Here is a 13,379-nt window from a genome sequence, read left to right as displayed (position 1 = left end):
CGCTGGAGTCATCGCGCATATTCACGGATGATATGACGTCCTTTGGCGCCAGCGTGGCTGAGTGCCTTTATGTTCTCTGAGTATTTGACATTGTGGGCCCGTCGTGTGGTGCCCACTTGGACGGAATGATGAATTTTCTACGCGTTCCTTTTGTTCTGTTGTTAACCGGCGTTCTGGGTTTGGCCGGGTGCAGTGTTCATCAGCCTACTTCGCTCTATCAACTGGACAGCGGCGAACCAGGCCAACCAAAACAAAGTGCCGGCGTGGCTGTTGTGCTCGGGCCGGTTTCCGTTGCTGATTACCTGCAACGGGAAACATTACTTCAGCGTCAGCCCGATGGCAGCCTGACTGCCTCGAAGGATGGCCGCTGGGCTGGCAGCCTGTCTGCCGACATCGACCAACTGCTGCTGCGCCAACTGGCGTGGAAGCTCGACAGCCAGCGCGTGGTGATGGCGCCGGCTGCGGCCAACTTCACGCCTGACGTGCAGGTGGTGCTGTCGATCACCCGTCTGGACTCAGGCGAGAACCAGCCTGCGGTGCTCGATGCCCAATGGCGTCTGCTGGACCGTCGCGGCACCGTGCGTGACAGCAAGCTGGTGCACCTGGAAGAGCCGCATGCCGGCACTTCCGCTGCTCAGGTCAAGGCTCAGGGCGTGCTGTTGCAGCGTCTGGCCGAGCAGTTGAGTGCTGCGGTCAAGCCGGTGGCTGCGCAGCCATTGGTCGCTGACGAGCCGAAGAAGTCCGCCCAGCCCGCCAAGACCCGCACCGATCAGGACAAGCCAAAGATCCCGATGGCCTCGCCGATCCGCACCGATCTGGAAGTGTTCCGCTTCTAAGGATCACGCCCAACAAAAAGCCCGCAGCGATGCGGGCTTTTTTGTGGGTGATGGGTTAGGGAAGATGCACAGGTCACGTCGCCCCGTAATCTGTAGGAGCGCGCTTGCCCGCGAGGGCGGTGTGTCTGAGGGGTATGTGCTGTCTGACACCACGCCGGTCGCGGGCAAGCGCGCTCCTACGGACTGTATTGTCTGTAGGAGCGGGTCAGGTCAGACCTTGCGCGCTTCGTGCATGCGCGCCAGTTGGCGTTCGAGCATGGACGGATACGGCTCCATCAGGCGCTCGACGCAGCTTGCGCCTTCGGGGCTGGCGATCGGGCGGATGCGGGCGCGCTGGCGGATGGTGTGGTCTTCGCTGATCTTGCGCTCCACCAGCAGCAGGTTGCGGCTGTGTTGCGACAGTGCCAGTGCGTCCTGGGCGGTTTCGGTCAGCAGCAGGTCGATCTGGTCCATGCCGTGCAGGCCTTCGCCCAGCGTCAGGCCCAGCTGCAATTGCAGGGTGATGCCGCTGTCCGCCACTTCGATCTGCAGCGCATGGCTCAGGGCGCGCAACAGCTCGCCGCAGCAAATCGCGTTGGTCAGGTAGTCGTCGCCGCTGTCCTGGGTGCTGAACACCATCAGCGAGCTGCCATCGTTGAGCGTGTGAAGTTCGCTGTCATACAAGGATGCAGCCTGGTCGATGCAGTCGCGATAGCGCTCCAGCAATTCGGTCAGGCGGGTGCGGGGCAGGCGGCGCAGTTGTTCCTGGGAACCCAGTTGCACGGCCAGCACGGCGCTGTATTGCGGCTGCAAAGGCACCACTGGCAACACAGGGCGCGGGGCCGGCTTCTGCACCACCGGAGTTTCGTCACGAAGATCGGCGAACGGGTCGTCTTCGTCTTCCTGATCTTCCTCGGCCACGATGCGGCGGGCCGGAATGGCGGTGGCACGGGGTTTTGGCGCTTCGTCGAACTCGGGGCCTGCGAGGTCGTTGGCGTCGAATTCGGGCGAGGTGTCGTCGTCTTCCTCAACCTGTTCAGGTTGCGGAGCCGGTGCAGGCTCGGGCTCAGGCGGCGCGTAGGACGCCTTGAGCTGGCGCGCCAGGTCGCCGATTTCGTCCTGACGGTCGGTAGCCGGGGTGTACGGGTCGATATAACGCAGCCACATGCGCAGTTGCAGCATGGGCGTTGAGATATGCCGCCCCAGGCGCAGGCTCAATGCCAGCGCCAGTGCGAGCAGGATACCGGCCAGAATGCCCATGCTTTGCAGGCTGATGGTCAGCGGCTGCTGGAACTGGCTCATGTCCAGGCTGATGCGCAGGGTGCCGGCGACCACGTCCTGGAAGGTGATCTTGATCTCGTACAGGCCCTCGGCCTCACCCAGCAGGCCGTTTTTCGGGCGCTGGCCCGCTTCGGCGAGGATGCGGTTATCCATGCTGTAGATGGCTGCATGGGCCACCAGCGGGTTCTTGACCAGGTTACCCAGCAACACGTTGAGGCTCAGGATGTCGTTGGACACCAGAAGCTCGGTGGCGGAGGTCGCGGTTTGCGTGGTCAGGGCCTGGCCCAGCGCGTCCGCCTGCTCGTGCATGGCTTGCTTGAACTGCAAGCCCATCACGCAGGCGTAGATCACCAGCGCCAGCGCGACGAGGATCACGTTGTGGCTGGCGATGCGCAAAGCTATCGGAACGCGTCGGTGACGCAATGCCCGGAAGATCAGCAAGAAGAAATTATCGGTTTTTACTGGCGTGGGCCGGTTCACTGAGCACGGCTCTCTTGGAGAAGTTGGGGCGCAGTATAGCGAGCGACCCAGACGGGGCAAAGCGCTCGCTGTGCCCGGCGGTCACTGAAAGTGCGTAGAATGCGGTTTTTTTCCACAGCGGGGGTGCGCCTTGCGCGAAATTGTCCTGATTAACATCACCGGCGAAGACCGCCCGGGTCTGACTGCGGCCTTTACCGGCGTCCTGGCCCAGGGCGGCGTCGATGTCCTGGATATCGGTCAGGCCGTGATCCACGACACGCTGTCGTTCGGCATTCTGGTCCGGATCCCGGACACCGAAAGCGGCGCGGCGGTGCTGGACCAGGTCCAGTCGAAGGCCGATGAACTGGGGCAGCAGGTGCTGTTCACTCATGTCAGTGAAGACGATTACCAGCATTGGGTCGACGATCAGGGCAAGGACCGGCACATCGTCACGCTGCTGACGCGCAAGGTCACCGCCGAGCAGTTGCAGACCGTCAGCTCGATCACCGCCAAATACGGCCTGAACATTGACCGGATCGACCGTCTGTCCGGGCGTATGCCACTGGACATGCCGAGCGACAAGGGCAAGGGCTGCATCGAGTTTTCCGTACGTGGCGAGCCGGCCGATGCCCAGCAGATGCGCGCCGAATTCCTGCACGTGGCGCAGGAGCTTAACGTCGACATCGCTTTCCAGCAGGATTCGCTGTTCCGCCGCAACCGCCGTCTGGCGGTGTTCGACATGGACTCGACGCTGATCGAAGCCGAAGTCATCGACGAGTTGGCCAAGGCCCACGGCGTGGGCGACCGCGTGTCGGAAATCACCGAGCGCGCCATGCGCGGCGAACTGGACTTCCGCGCCAGCTTCAAGGAGCGCCTGGCGCTGCTCAAGGGCCTGGACATCAAGGTACTGGACGAAATCGGTGCTTCGCTGCGCCTGACCGAAGGTGCCGAGACCCTGTTCGCCGAACTCAAGCGCCTGGGCTACAAGACTGCGATTCTGTCAGGCGGCTTCACCTATTTCGCCCGTCAATTGCAGGCCAAACTGGGCATCGACTACATCTTCGCCAACGAGCTGGAAGTGGTTGATGGCAAGTGCACCGGCGTTGCCGTGGAGCCGATTGTCGACGCCCAGCGCAAGGCCGATCTGCTGCGTGAGCTGGCGAGCAAGGAAGGTTTGAGCCTGGAGCAGACCATTGCCGTGGGCGATGGCGCGAACGACCTGCCGATGCTGGCGATTGCCGGCCTGGGCGTGGCCTTCCGCGCCAAGCCGCTGGTCAAGCAGTCGGCGAAACAGGCGATCTCGACCCTGGGCCTGGATGGCGTGCTGTATCTGCTGGGCTTCCGCGACCGGGAAGGGCTATAAAGACGTTGTAACTTCTGTGGGAGCGAGCTTGCTCGCGAATGCTGACGCTCATCCGATGAAGATCTGTTGGATGTACCGGCCCCTTCGCGAGCAAGCTCGCTCCCACAGGTCGAAATCAGAATGCCTTACAACACCGTCCACAACGAATCGAATTCCTGCTCTGGCACTTCGCTGCCCGGGGCGGGTTTCTTCGGTGCTTCCAGGATCTGATATTCGAACTGGTTGTAGCTGCCGGTCGTCGCCCGACGATTGCTCAAGGTGGCGCGGCGCTCGTCGCCGGTGGTGTTGATCATCACCTTGCTGCCGTCCTCGAAGGGCAGGCGCGGGGCGACCACGGTCGCTGGCACGTCGATGGCCCGTACCTCGGGCAACAGCAGCGCTCGCAGGTACTGGCTGCTCTGTTCGCCACGCAGCAATTGCATGCCACAGGCCTGGGCAAAGGGCGCAATCAGCTCGACTCCCATCTGCGTGCCACCGCTGCGCACCTGGCGCACCCAGCGCACGACCGCGATGCTCCAGCCATGGCCGTGGTCCTGAATTCCGATCACCTCCCCGGCCTGCAACTGGTCAGGCACGTCCTTGGGCCACGCCAGACAGTAACCGCCGGGGCTGTGATTGACGATGTTCAGGCTGTAGCTGGGAAAGCCTTTCTGGGCGTCGGAAGCGGGGGCGCCGCCGTCGGCTTCGTCACGCTGGTATTCGATTTCTTCGAACGGCAGCATGGTGGTCGATGTGCCCTTGCGCTGCACCTCGATCGACTGCGCCCAAGGGTCATGCTTTTCCGGTACGAGCGGTTCGAGGGTGTATTCGGCGACCTTGCTGACGGTCACGGCCGGCACCAGCAGCAGGTCGCTGAAGCTCTGCTGCCCGCCAACGAAATAGTGCAGGGCGCTCATGCCGACGCAGACGGTCAGGGTGCCCTGGCCCGGCATGCGCTGGAAGGCGCGCTCGGACACATCGCCCCATGCGGCCGCAAGATGCTGCAAAACATCGATCGACAGGCCCGGGGGCACGTGCAGATAAGACTGCGAACGCTGCTCGATGGGCGTGTCGATGTAGCGCTGCAAGGCGGCGGACAGGGCGCGGGGGTTGATGCCCAGCAGGCTGGCGCGCTGATCCTCGGTGTACAGCGAGGTGTAGCGCGGCGCAGTGTCGGTGCCGTGGGCCACTGCATAGAGGCTGGTGTCGTCCACCGGCTGCTGGAGGGTGACCATGGAACTCCAGGCGTCCAGCGCATCGGCCAGCTTGCCGATGTTGTGCTGGCGCATCTGGTTGCAACGTGAGCAGCCCATCAACAGCGCCACGGTGTAGGTCTGTTCCACCGTCAGCGTGCGAGTGTGGTGTGCCTGGCTGTCAGCAACGGGGATATTATGCAGTTGATGCTGCCGGGCGATCTGGTAGATCAGGTGCAGCTCCAGCCACAGGCCGTCCTGCACCGGGCAATACAGCTGGTTGGCGCGGATCAGCGGGCCGTTGAGGCAATGCATTGCCCGTTGCAGCGCGGTTGTCAGCAGGGTGATGCGATCCCGGGTGAGCCTGGGTGCCACCTTGGCGATGATCTGTTTGTAGCCGATGGCCAGATGGTTTTGCAGGGCCTGACACAGGTTCGCGACCTTGCGCGGGCGCTCTTCGAGCACCACCGACTGGTTCAGAAAGTGCCGCTCAAGGTGCTTGCACACGAAAAAAACTTCCGGGCGCAGCAATTCGAGCAACTGCAGGCGGTTGTCGCTGGGGGTGAGCAACTGGTTCAGCTCGCCCAGGCCCTGGTAGAGCTGGCGGGCCATTTCGCCGAGGTTGGCTTTGGGAAGCGTGGCGATCCAGCGTTTCAGGTCTTTGGGCGTCGCGTCACAGAACGACAGGCTCGACTGCGTCGGCACAGGTGCGCGCAACAACAGTGGGAGGCTCAAATTACTCATGTGACAAACAAACTCCAAAAGCTACTGGCTCGAAAGGCTGCAGGAAACTGCGTGGATAAAGGTGCGCAGGCCGAGCGAAACGAGCAAGTTTACGTCAATTGGAAGCGAAATTTCCTACAACACCGATAAGTGACTTTACCATCATCGGTATTTCAGAACAGTCCTAATATCAAAATGACATTGTATCGTCCGTGATACTTCGGCTTCATGACCGCCCATGGCGGACCGTATCCGGGGATACGGGACCGTCAACAAAAGCGTGTCAGGATTTGTCAGGCAATAATCAGGCCTGAGCGGGGACGGCCAGCAACTGGCCCATTTGCGTTGGCGATCCTGCCGCCAGGGTCTGCGCCCATTTCACCTGATCAGGGCCGAACAGCACGATGGCAGTCGAACCCAGTTTGAAGCGGCCAAGCTCGGCGCCTTTCTCCAGATGAATCGGGGCGCGCGCGGCTTCGTCGTAGCGGAAAGTCTTGAGTTCACGCTTGGGTGGCGTGACCAGGCCCGCCCACACGGTTTCGATGGAAGCGACGATCATCGCACCCACCAGCACCACGGCCATCGGGCCACGCTCGGTATCGAACAGGCAAACGACGCGTTCGTTGCGGGCGAACAGTTCAGGGACGTTTTCAGCGGTGGTCTGGTTGACCGAGAACAGGCGGCCCGGCACGTAGACCATCTCGCGCAGGGTGCCAGCCAGCGGCATGTGCACGCGGTGGTAGTCTTTCGGCGACAGATAAATGGTCGCGAACTCGCCGCCCATGAACGGCGCGGACAGGCGTGCATCACCACCCAGCAGTTCCAGGGCGCTGAAGCTGTGGCCCTTGGCCTGGAAGATGCGGCCATGTTCGATCGGGCCCAACTGGCTCACCGCGCCGTCGGCAGGGCAGAGGATCGCCCCGGGGGTTTCGTCCAGCGGGCGCGCGCCCGGTTTCAGGGCGCGGGTGAAGAAATCGTTGAAGTGCGGATACGCGGTGACGTCTTCAACCAGTGCCTGGGACATGTCGACCTGATAGCGGCGCACGAACCACTGGGTGAACGCATTCTTGAACCAGCGCACGCGGCATTCGGCGACGCAGCCGGCCAGGCGCGAGAGCAGATGATGGGGCAGCAGGTATTGGAAAAGAATAAACAGACGCTGTTTCATCAAGGATCCTAAAGTGTTTCAAAAAAGGGTTGAAGGCCGATGTGCAGGTGTCACTTCTCGATCGGCGTGTCCGGGTGGTTGCCCCACTCGCCCCACGAGCCGGCGTAGCCCTTGATGCGTGGGTAGCCCAACGCCTTGGCCACCAGGTAGGTGAAACCCGAGCGATGGTGTGTCTGGCAATGGGTGATCACTTCCTTGTCCGGGGTGATGCCCAGTTCTTCGAGAATTTGCGGCATATCGGTGCGGATGCGCAGGCTGCGCGCCTTGTCCATGCCGGCGGTCCACTCGAAGTTCACGGCGCCGGGGATGTGGCCGCCCCGGGCTGCCACCATCTTCTCGCCGGAATATTCCAGCGGGCCGCGGGCGTCCCAGATCGCGAGGTCGGCGGCGCCCAGGCGGCTTTGCAGGTATTCGCGGGTGGCGGTGGGCTCATCGTGCAGGGTCAGCGCCACCGGGCCGCCGGCAGATGCCGGTACTTCGGTGGAAAGCGGCAAGTTCTCTGCCTGCCAGGCCAGCAGCCCGCCATCCAGGTAGTGGTACTTCGAATGCCCGATGACATCCAGCAGCCAGATGAAACGCCCGGCCCAGCCGCCGCCTTCGTCGTCGTACGCCACGTAGACCGCGTCAGGGTCGTGGCCCAGTTCGCCGAACAGCGCTTCAAGCTGCGCCTGGGTTGGTAACAGGCCCGGAGCAGGCGGCTGGCCCAGTTGCGTGCGCTTGGGATCGACGAAGCGCGCGCCGGGAATGTGGCCGGCGTCGTAGCGGGCCGCGCTGGTCAGGTCGACCAGGATCAGCTCTGAAGCACCAAGGCGTGCCTGCAGATCGGCGGGCTCGATCACCAGTGGCAAGCTTGAGAAGGCAGACATGTGAGGTCTCCAGATCGCGAAAAAGAGGCGAATTGTAGCTCAGCTGTCAGCCATTGCGTTGGCTAAAGGTGCTCAGCGCCTTCTCGATACATTGCCCCGTTTTACCAAAGGCCTGAACCGTGACTTCAGAGAACGGCCCGCCGCCCTGATCCGCCGCGACCAGCATCAGCACCCGGCCATTGCTGGCCAGTGAGCGGATCAGCAGGTTTTCGCCGCTGAACAGGTTTCGCAGTTGCGCGGGCAGCAGGGCCGAGAACTGCGCGTTGTTGCCCGGCGTCAGGCGCAGTTGGGTGGCCTGGGCCAGAAGCCGTTGCAGCACGGTGCTTTCCTTGTAGGGAATCAGCAGCGCTGCGGCGGATTTATCCACACCCGCAATCTGGTGCACCCGCAGGCTGTCACTCTTGCGATCGAGCATCAGCAGCAACACGCGCTGCATGCCTGAAGCCACCAGTGCGTCACGGGCGCAGAGGGTCAGGTGCATGGCGTTGGCGAAGGCGCTCGGTTCCTTGAGCAGGTCGCCGCAATGCTTGCGCCACACCTGCAACGCTTCGGCCGATGGCGGCGGGGCGGGCAGCGGGCCCTTGTGCACCCGGCGCGTGTCCCACGGCCAGAGCAAGGCTTCGGCCGGATGCCACACCCCCGGCGCTGCGTGCTGGCGGGCGCTGGCGGCGGCGTTCTGGTGCACTTGCTGCTGCAATTCCATCAATGGCTGTTGCAGGTACAGGCTGGTGAGCAATTGCCAGCGCAAATTGTGCGGCGTGTCCCAGGCCTGTTGCGCGGACAGCGCCAGCCCGTTGGCCAGCAGAATGGTGTTGGCCGGCTGGTTGAGCCAGCGGCGCAGCAGCAGGTCGGCGTCCAGCGCCTGCTGCTGTTTGAGGGGTTCGGCGTTCTCATGGGCGATGCGCAACACCTTGACCAGGTTGCGCTGCTCGTTCATCAGCAGGTTGTAACCCTGAGTGACCCAGACCGGCAGCCGCCAGCGCTCGGCCAGCGCCTGGCAGACGTCCAGCAAGCGTACGCCAAACAAGGCCTTTTCGACGCGTTTGGCGCATTCGCCCTTGTGGATAACCCGCAGCTCCCACTCTTCCAGCAGCTTGGGATGCGCCAGCGCCATGGGCCACAGCGGCGCCAGGAACAGCAGGCTGCCCAGGTGGATGTCCTGCCACAGCCGCGCCAGTTGATTGGCGAACAAGCCGTAAGCCTGCTGGGTGGCGTGCTGGCTGATCAATTGCAACTGACGCAATGCCACCGGGATGCGTTGCAGCTCCACGCTCGGCAGGCGCGCAAGCAGAGTGCCGGTGCGCGCCAGGCCCAGCCGGTTCAGCGCCACTTCCAGGCTTTCCGCAGGCTCGGCCAGGCCGCTGCTGTGCAGGTTGGCTTCGCGCAGGACGCTGAGCACCAGGGCGGGGCTGTCCTGCATCAGGTCGGCAATGTCACGCAGGGACTTGCGGCTGTCGTTCAGCGCGGCCTGGACCTTGGCGTATGCCACCGCCGGGACGGGCAGGGCAATGCTATCGAGTTGAGTGAGCCAGGTATCGACCGTTTGCGGAACGGGGAGCGTCGAAGCTTTTTCTGATTGCATTCACAAGACCCATACGGCTGGGAGGTTTTGATCGGCGTCGAATGCTGGCATCATGCTGGCCTTCGCGCTGCTGTGCCCGAGCCAGACGCCAGACAGGATTTTCGCCTGATTTGACTATAGTCTCGCGCACTCGTGCCGATAAGGAGAACAAGAGTTTTGAGCGCTTCTCGCACAATGACCATGAACCCGACTCAGTAAGTATTTTCTACCTATGGCAAAAATTATCGGCATCATCGTCGTTTTCGCGAGCGTCCTCGGCGGCTACGTACTCTCCCATGGTCAAATCGCTGCGTTGATCCAGCCTTTCGAGGTGCTGATCATCGGCGGTGCGGCGTTCGGCGCATTCTTGCAGGCGAACCCGGGCTACATGACCATGCACGTGATCAAGAAATCCGTGAAGATGTTCGGCTCGCGGTTTACCCATGCTTTCTATCTGGAAGTGCTGGGCCTGATCTACGAGATCCTCAACAAGAGCCGTCGTGAAGGCATGATGGCCATCGAGGGTGACATCGAAGAACCGGAAAACAGCCCGATCTTCGCCAAATACCCAAGCGTGCTCAAAGACACCCGCATGATCGCCTTCATCTGCGATTACCTGCGCATCATGTCGTCCGGCAACATGGCTCCCCACGAGCTCGAAGGCCTGTTCGACATGGAACTGCTGAGCATGAAGGAAGAGCTGGAACACCCCTCCCATGCCGTGACCGGCGTGGCCGACGGCATGCCCGGTTTCGGTATCGTCGCGGCGGTACTGGGTATCGTGGTGACCATGGCGTCCCTGGGTTCCGGTGACAAGGCCGCGATCGGTATGCACGTAGGTGCGGCACTGGTCGGTACCTTCTTCGGTATCCTCGCGGCCTACGGCTTCTTCGGCCCGCTGGCTCAGTGCCTGGCCCACGATGCCAAGGAAGAGATGAACGTGTTCGAGTCGATCAAGGCCTCCCTGGTGGCTTCGGCCTCGGGCGTTCCGCCTTCACTGGCCGTCGAATTCGGCCGCAAGGTCCTGTATCCAGCGCATCGCCCCAGCTTCAGCGAGCTGGAACAAGCTGTTCGCGGTCGTTGATCCATGGAAAATAATCAGCCGATTATCGTAAAGCGCGTCAAGCGCTTTGGCGGAGGGCACCACGGTGGTGCCTGGAAAATCGCCTTTGCCGACTTCGCGACGGCAATGATGGCGTTCTTCCTGGTGCTGTGGCTGATGTCCTCGGCAACGCCTGAGCAGTTGATCGCCATCGCCGGTTACTTCAAGGACCCGGTCGGTTTCTCCGACAGCGGCTCGCCCTACGTCATCGACCTGGGCGGTTCGCCCGAAATGTCGCCGGACCAGACCCTCAACCCTGAAGTCAAATCCACTCCTGCGCCGGACAAGGTGCCCGTGGATGCCGACAAGGAAGAGGCGGCGGCCGAACAGGTCGAGCAAGAGCGTCTGGAGATGCTGCTGCAAGAGCTGCAGACCAAGGTCAACGAGAACCCGCAACTGGCGAAGTTCAAGGACCAGATCCTGTTCGAGATCACCCAGGACGGCCTGCGCATCCAGATCATGGACGCGGAGAACCGCCCGATGTTCGACATCGGCAGTGCACGCCTGAAGCCGTATTTCGAAGACATCCTGCTGGCCATGGCCGACACCATCAAGACGGTGCCGAACAAGGTGAGCGTCAGCGGCCATACCGATGCCACGCCTTACGTGGGCAACAACGGATTCGGCAACTGGGAGCTGTCGGCCAACCGCGCCAACGCAGCGCGCCGTGCATTGACGGCAGGTGGCTATCCGGACGGGCAGGTGGCTCGCGTGGTCGGCTTTGCCTCGTCTTCGCTGTATGACAAGGACAACCCGAACAACCCGATCAACCGCCGCATCGACATCACCGTGCTGACCAAAAAGGCCCAGGCGCGTATCGAAGGCGACCAGAACGCAGGGGAAGCGCCGAAGACCGGCCCGGCACCTGCTCCGGCTGCCCAGCCAGGCGCGTCGAACAGCCCGGCCCCCGTGGATCCGCAGGCTTACGCCCAGCCCCACGAGATCCGGCAGAAGCTGAATATCTTCGATCAGGGGCAGTTGAAGATCGACGAAACCAAGAACTGAAACAGGTTCTGACAAAAACGCCGCGATGATCGCGGCGTTTTTGTTTCTGCGGTACCGCGGTCCGTAGCAGCATGGCTTGCCAGCGGGAGCGGTGGGTCAGTCACAGTTGTGTCGCCTGACACGCCGCCCCCGCCGGCAAGCCGTGCTGCTACGGGTTAGTAGCTGTCTTCAGGAAGGCTGGCGATGATCGAGCGATAGCTGTTCATCCGCTGCTGCTGCACGCGGCCGTCTTCCAGGGCCTTGAGCAGCGCGCAGCCCGGTTCGCGGTCGTGCTTGCAGTCGCGGAAGCGGCAGCGGCCGAGCAGGTCGTTGAATTCGATGAAGCCCGCCTCGACATCGGCGCGGCTCACATGGCCCAGGCCGAATTCCCGGATGCCGGGGGAGTCGATCAGATCGCCGCCGCGGGGGAAGTGGAACAGCCGCGCGGTGGTGGTGGTGTGGGTGCCCTGGCCGGAATATTCCGACAGCGGCCCGACCCGAGTTCCTACTTCCGGCAGCAGGCTGTTGACCAGCGAGGACTTGCCCACGCCGGACTGGCCGACGAACACGCTGATGTGGCTGTCCAGTTGGTCCTGCAGTTGCTGCATGCCGTTGCCGTGGTGCGCCGAGACTTCCAGCACCGGGTAGCCCAAGGTGCGGTAGACCGCCAGCAACGCATTGAGCGCCGGGGCGTTCTGCTCGTTGATGAGGTCGTACTTGTTGAGCAACAGCAGCGGGCGAATCCCGGCGTGCTCGGCGGCCACCAGATAGCGGTCGATCAGGTTGGCGTGGGGCTCGGGGGCCGGGGCGAACACAATCACGATCAAATCGACGTTCGCCGCCACGGGTTTCAGCTGGCCGCGGGAATCCGGGCGGCACAGTTCGGTGCTGCGCGGCAGTTGCGCGACGATCACGCCAATGCCCTGGTTGCCCGCACGCCACACGACCTTGTCGCCGGTGACCAGCGCTGGCAGGTTGGCGCGCAGGTGGCAACGGAACACCTGCCCGCTCAGCTCGCCGTCCTGCGCCTCGACTTCCACCTGCACGCCGAAGTGCGCGATCACCAGGCCCGTTTGTTCGGGTCCCAGATCGCCGCCTTCCAGCGTTTCCAAGGCTTGCGATTCACGTTTGGCGGCGCGGGCTGCGCGTTCGCCCTGAATCTTTTCGATGCGCCAGTTCTGGCGGCGATTGAGTTGGCGTTTGGCCATGGGTGCTCAGTGATCCATTTTATGACGCGTAAAGCTGATGAATGATGAAAACGCCGGGAGTCTAGCACGCCCGCCTGAGCTAAACTGCGCGCCTAAGCGTAGGAGCCGACATATGCAGAACAAGCAGAACCTGATCTGGATCGACCTGGAAATGACAGGTCTGGACCCTGATAACGACGTCATCATCGAAATGGCAACCATCATCACCGACAGCGAGCTGAACACGCTGGCCGAAGGCCCGGTGATTGCCGTGCACCAGAGCGATGAACTGCTCAACGGCATGGACGAGTGGAACACCCGCCAGCATGGCGGCTCGGGCCTGACCCAGCGCGTGCGCGAGAGCAAGATCTCCACCGCCGAGGCGGAAGCCATGACCCTGGAGTTCATCAAGCAGTGGGTCCCGGAGCGCAGCTCGCCGATCTGCGGCAACAGCATCTGCCAGGATCGCCGCTTCCTTTATAAACGCATGCCGACCCTGGAAAACTACTTCCACTACCGCAACCTGGACGTCTCGACCCTCAAGGAACTGGCCGCCCGCTGGTCGCCTGAGCTGAAGTTCAAGAAGGGCAGCACCCACCTGGCGCTGGACGACATCCGCGAATCCATCGCCGAGCTGCGTTTCTATCGCGAGCATTTCATCAAGGTTTGAGCTGCACCATAATTGCTGCTTACACCAC

Annotated in this window: 11 protein-coding genes; 5 read left to right on the top strand and 6 right to left on the bottom strand. The window is 62.6% G+C overall.

Annotated features, from left to right (window positions below; all coding sequences use genetic code 11):
- The first annotated feature begins 128 nt into the window (after nucleotides 1-128).
- On the top strand, nucleotides 129-836 hold the full coding sequence (locus NPS29_RS07440) for a PqiC family protein (protein ID WP_274131698.1): 708 nt from the start codon (nucleotides 129-131) through the stop codon (nucleotides 834-836).
- 210 nt (nucleotides 837-1,046) lie between these two features.
- Here the strand turns inward: NPS29_RS07440 and NPS29_RS07435 are convergent, their stop codons facing one another.
- Entirely contained in the window at nucleotides 1,047-2,576 is a 1,530-nt protein-coding gene (locus tag NPS29_RS07435) for a histidine kinase (protein ID WP_274131697.1), read from the bottom strand.
- A gap of 130 nt (nucleotides 2,577-2,706) precedes the next feature.
- Here NPS29_RS07435 and serB point away from each other — a divergent pair, with 130 nt between their 5' ends.
- Entirely contained in the window at nucleotides 2,707-3,918 is a 1,212-nt protein-coding gene (gene serB / locus NPS29_RS07430; RefSeq protein ID WP_274131696.1) for a phosphoserine phosphatase SerB, read from the top strand.
- 125 nt (nucleotides 3,919-4,043) lie between these two features.
- Here the strand turns inward: serB and NPS29_RS07425 are convergent, their stop codons facing one another.
- The 4 genes from NPS29_RS07425 to NPS29_RS07410 form a co-directional block, all read right to left on the bottom strand.
- Nucleotides 4,044-5,834 carry a molecular chaperone gene (locus NPS29_RS07425; protein ID WP_274131695.1) on the bottom strand — a complete coding sequence of 597 codons (1,791 nt, stop codon included), beginning with the start codon at nucleotides 5,832-5,834 and terminating at the stop codon, nucleotides 4,044-4,046.
- A gap of 283 nt (nucleotides 5,835-6,117) precedes the next feature.
- The gene (gene asd / locus NPS29_RS07420; RefSeq protein ID WP_274131694.1) at nucleotides 6,118-6,981 is read right to left on the bottom strand and encodes an archaetidylserine decarboxylase; all 864 of its coding nucleotides are present in this window, start codon (nucleotides 6,979-6,981) and stop codon (nucleotides 6,118-6,120) included.
- A 50-nt stretch (nucleotides 6,982-7,031) separates the two neighbouring features.
- A complete protein-coding gene (gene rhdA / locus NPS29_RS07415; protein ID WP_274131693.1) occupies nucleotides 7,032-7,847 on the bottom strand; it encodes a thiosulfate sulfurtransferase in 816 nt (271 codons plus the stop codon).
- A gap of 46 nt (nucleotides 7,848-7,893) precedes the next feature.
- On the bottom strand, nucleotides 7,894-9,429 hold the full coding sequence (locus NPS29_RS07410; RefSeq protein WP_274131692.1) for an HDOD domain-containing protein: 1,536 nt from the start codon (nucleotides 9,427-9,429) through the stop codon (nucleotides 7,894-7,896).
- A 211-nt stretch (nucleotides 9,430-9,640) separates the two neighbouring features.
- Here NPS29_RS07410 and motA point away from each other — a divergent pair, with 211 nt between their 5' ends.
- Both motA and motB read left to right on the top strand, forming a co-directional pair.
- On the top strand, nucleotides 9,641-10,492 hold the full coding sequence (motA, locus tag NPS29_RS07405) for a flagellar motor stator protein MotA (RefSeq protein ID WP_274131691.1): 852 nt from the start codon (nucleotides 9,641-9,643) through the stop codon (nucleotides 10,490-10,492).
- Between the two features lie 3 nt (nucleotides 10,493-10,495).
- Nucleotides 10,496-11,515 carry a flagellar motor protein MotB gene (motB, locus tag NPS29_RS07400; RefSeq protein WP_274131690.1) on the top strand — a complete coding sequence of 340 codons (1,020 nt, stop codon included), beginning with the start codon at nucleotides 10,496-10,498 and terminating at the stop codon, nucleotides 11,513-11,515.
- Between the two features lie 155 nt (nucleotides 11,516-11,670).
- Here the strand turns inward: motB and rsgA are convergent, their stop codons facing one another.
- Complete coding sequence (gene rsgA / locus NPS29_RS07395) at nucleotides 11,671-12,702, bottom strand: small ribosomal subunit biogenesis GTPase RsgA (protein ID WP_274131689.1); 1,032 nt, start codon at nucleotides 12,700-12,702, stop codon at nucleotides 11,671-11,673.
- A gap of 112 nt (nucleotides 12,703-12,814) precedes the next feature.
- Between rsgA and orn the strand changes: the two genes are divergently transcribed.
- Nucleotides 12,815-13,351 carry an oligoribonuclease gene (gene orn / locus NPS29_RS07390; RefSeq protein WP_274131688.1) on the top strand — a complete coding sequence of 179 codons (537 nt, stop codon included), beginning with the start codon at nucleotides 12,815-12,817 and terminating at the stop codon, nucleotides 13,349-13,351.
- Nucleotides 13,352-13,379 lie beyond the last annotated feature (28 nt).

Origin of the sequence: Pseudomonas putida (assembly GCF_028682175.1) — a bacterium.
Taxonomy (GTDB): domain Bacteria; phylum Pseudomonadota; class Gammaproteobacteria; order Pseudomonadales; family Pseudomonadaceae; genus Aquipseudomonas; species Aquipseudomonas putida_AD.
This window is presented reverse-complemented; position numbering and strand designations above follow the sequence as displayed.

Excerpts from the sequence above, each read along its gene's own strand:
- motA (WP_274131691.1), top strand. The coding sequence starts at position 9,641 with ATGGCAAAAATTATCGGCATCATCGTCGTTTTCGCGAGCGTCCTCGGC.
- rhdA (WP_274131693.1), bottom strand. The coding sequence starts at position 7,847 with ATGTCTGCCTTCTCAAGCTTGCCACTGGTGATCGAGCCCGCCGATCTG.
- NPS29_RS07425 (WP_274131695.1), bottom strand. The coding sequence starts at position 5,834 with ATGAGTAATTTGAGCCTCCCACTGTTGTTGCGCGCACCTGTGCCGACG.
- rsgA (WP_274131689.1), bottom strand. The coding sequence starts at position 12,702 with ATGGCCAAACGCCAACTCAATCGCCGCCAGAACTGGCGCATCGAAAAG.
- NPS29_RS07440 (WP_274131698.1), top strand. The coding sequence starts at position 129 with ATGAATTTTCTACGCGTTCCTTTTGTTCTGTTGTTAACCGGCGTTCTG.
- orn (WP_274131688.1), top strand. The coding sequence starts at position 12,815 with ATGCAGAACAAGCAGAACCTGATCTGGATCGACCTGGAAATGACAGGT.
- NPS29_RS07410 (WP_274131692.1), bottom strand. The coding sequence starts at position 9,429 with ATGCAATCAGAAAAAGCTTCGACGCTCCCCGTTCCGCAAACGGTCGAT.
- asd (WP_274131694.1), bottom strand. The coding sequence starts at position 6,981 with ATGAAACAGCGTCTGTTTATTCTTTTCCAATACCTGCTGCCCCATCAT.
- motB (WP_274131690.1), top strand. The coding sequence starts at position 10,496 with ATGGAAAATAATCAGCCGATTATCGTAAAGCGCGTCAAGCGCTTTGGC.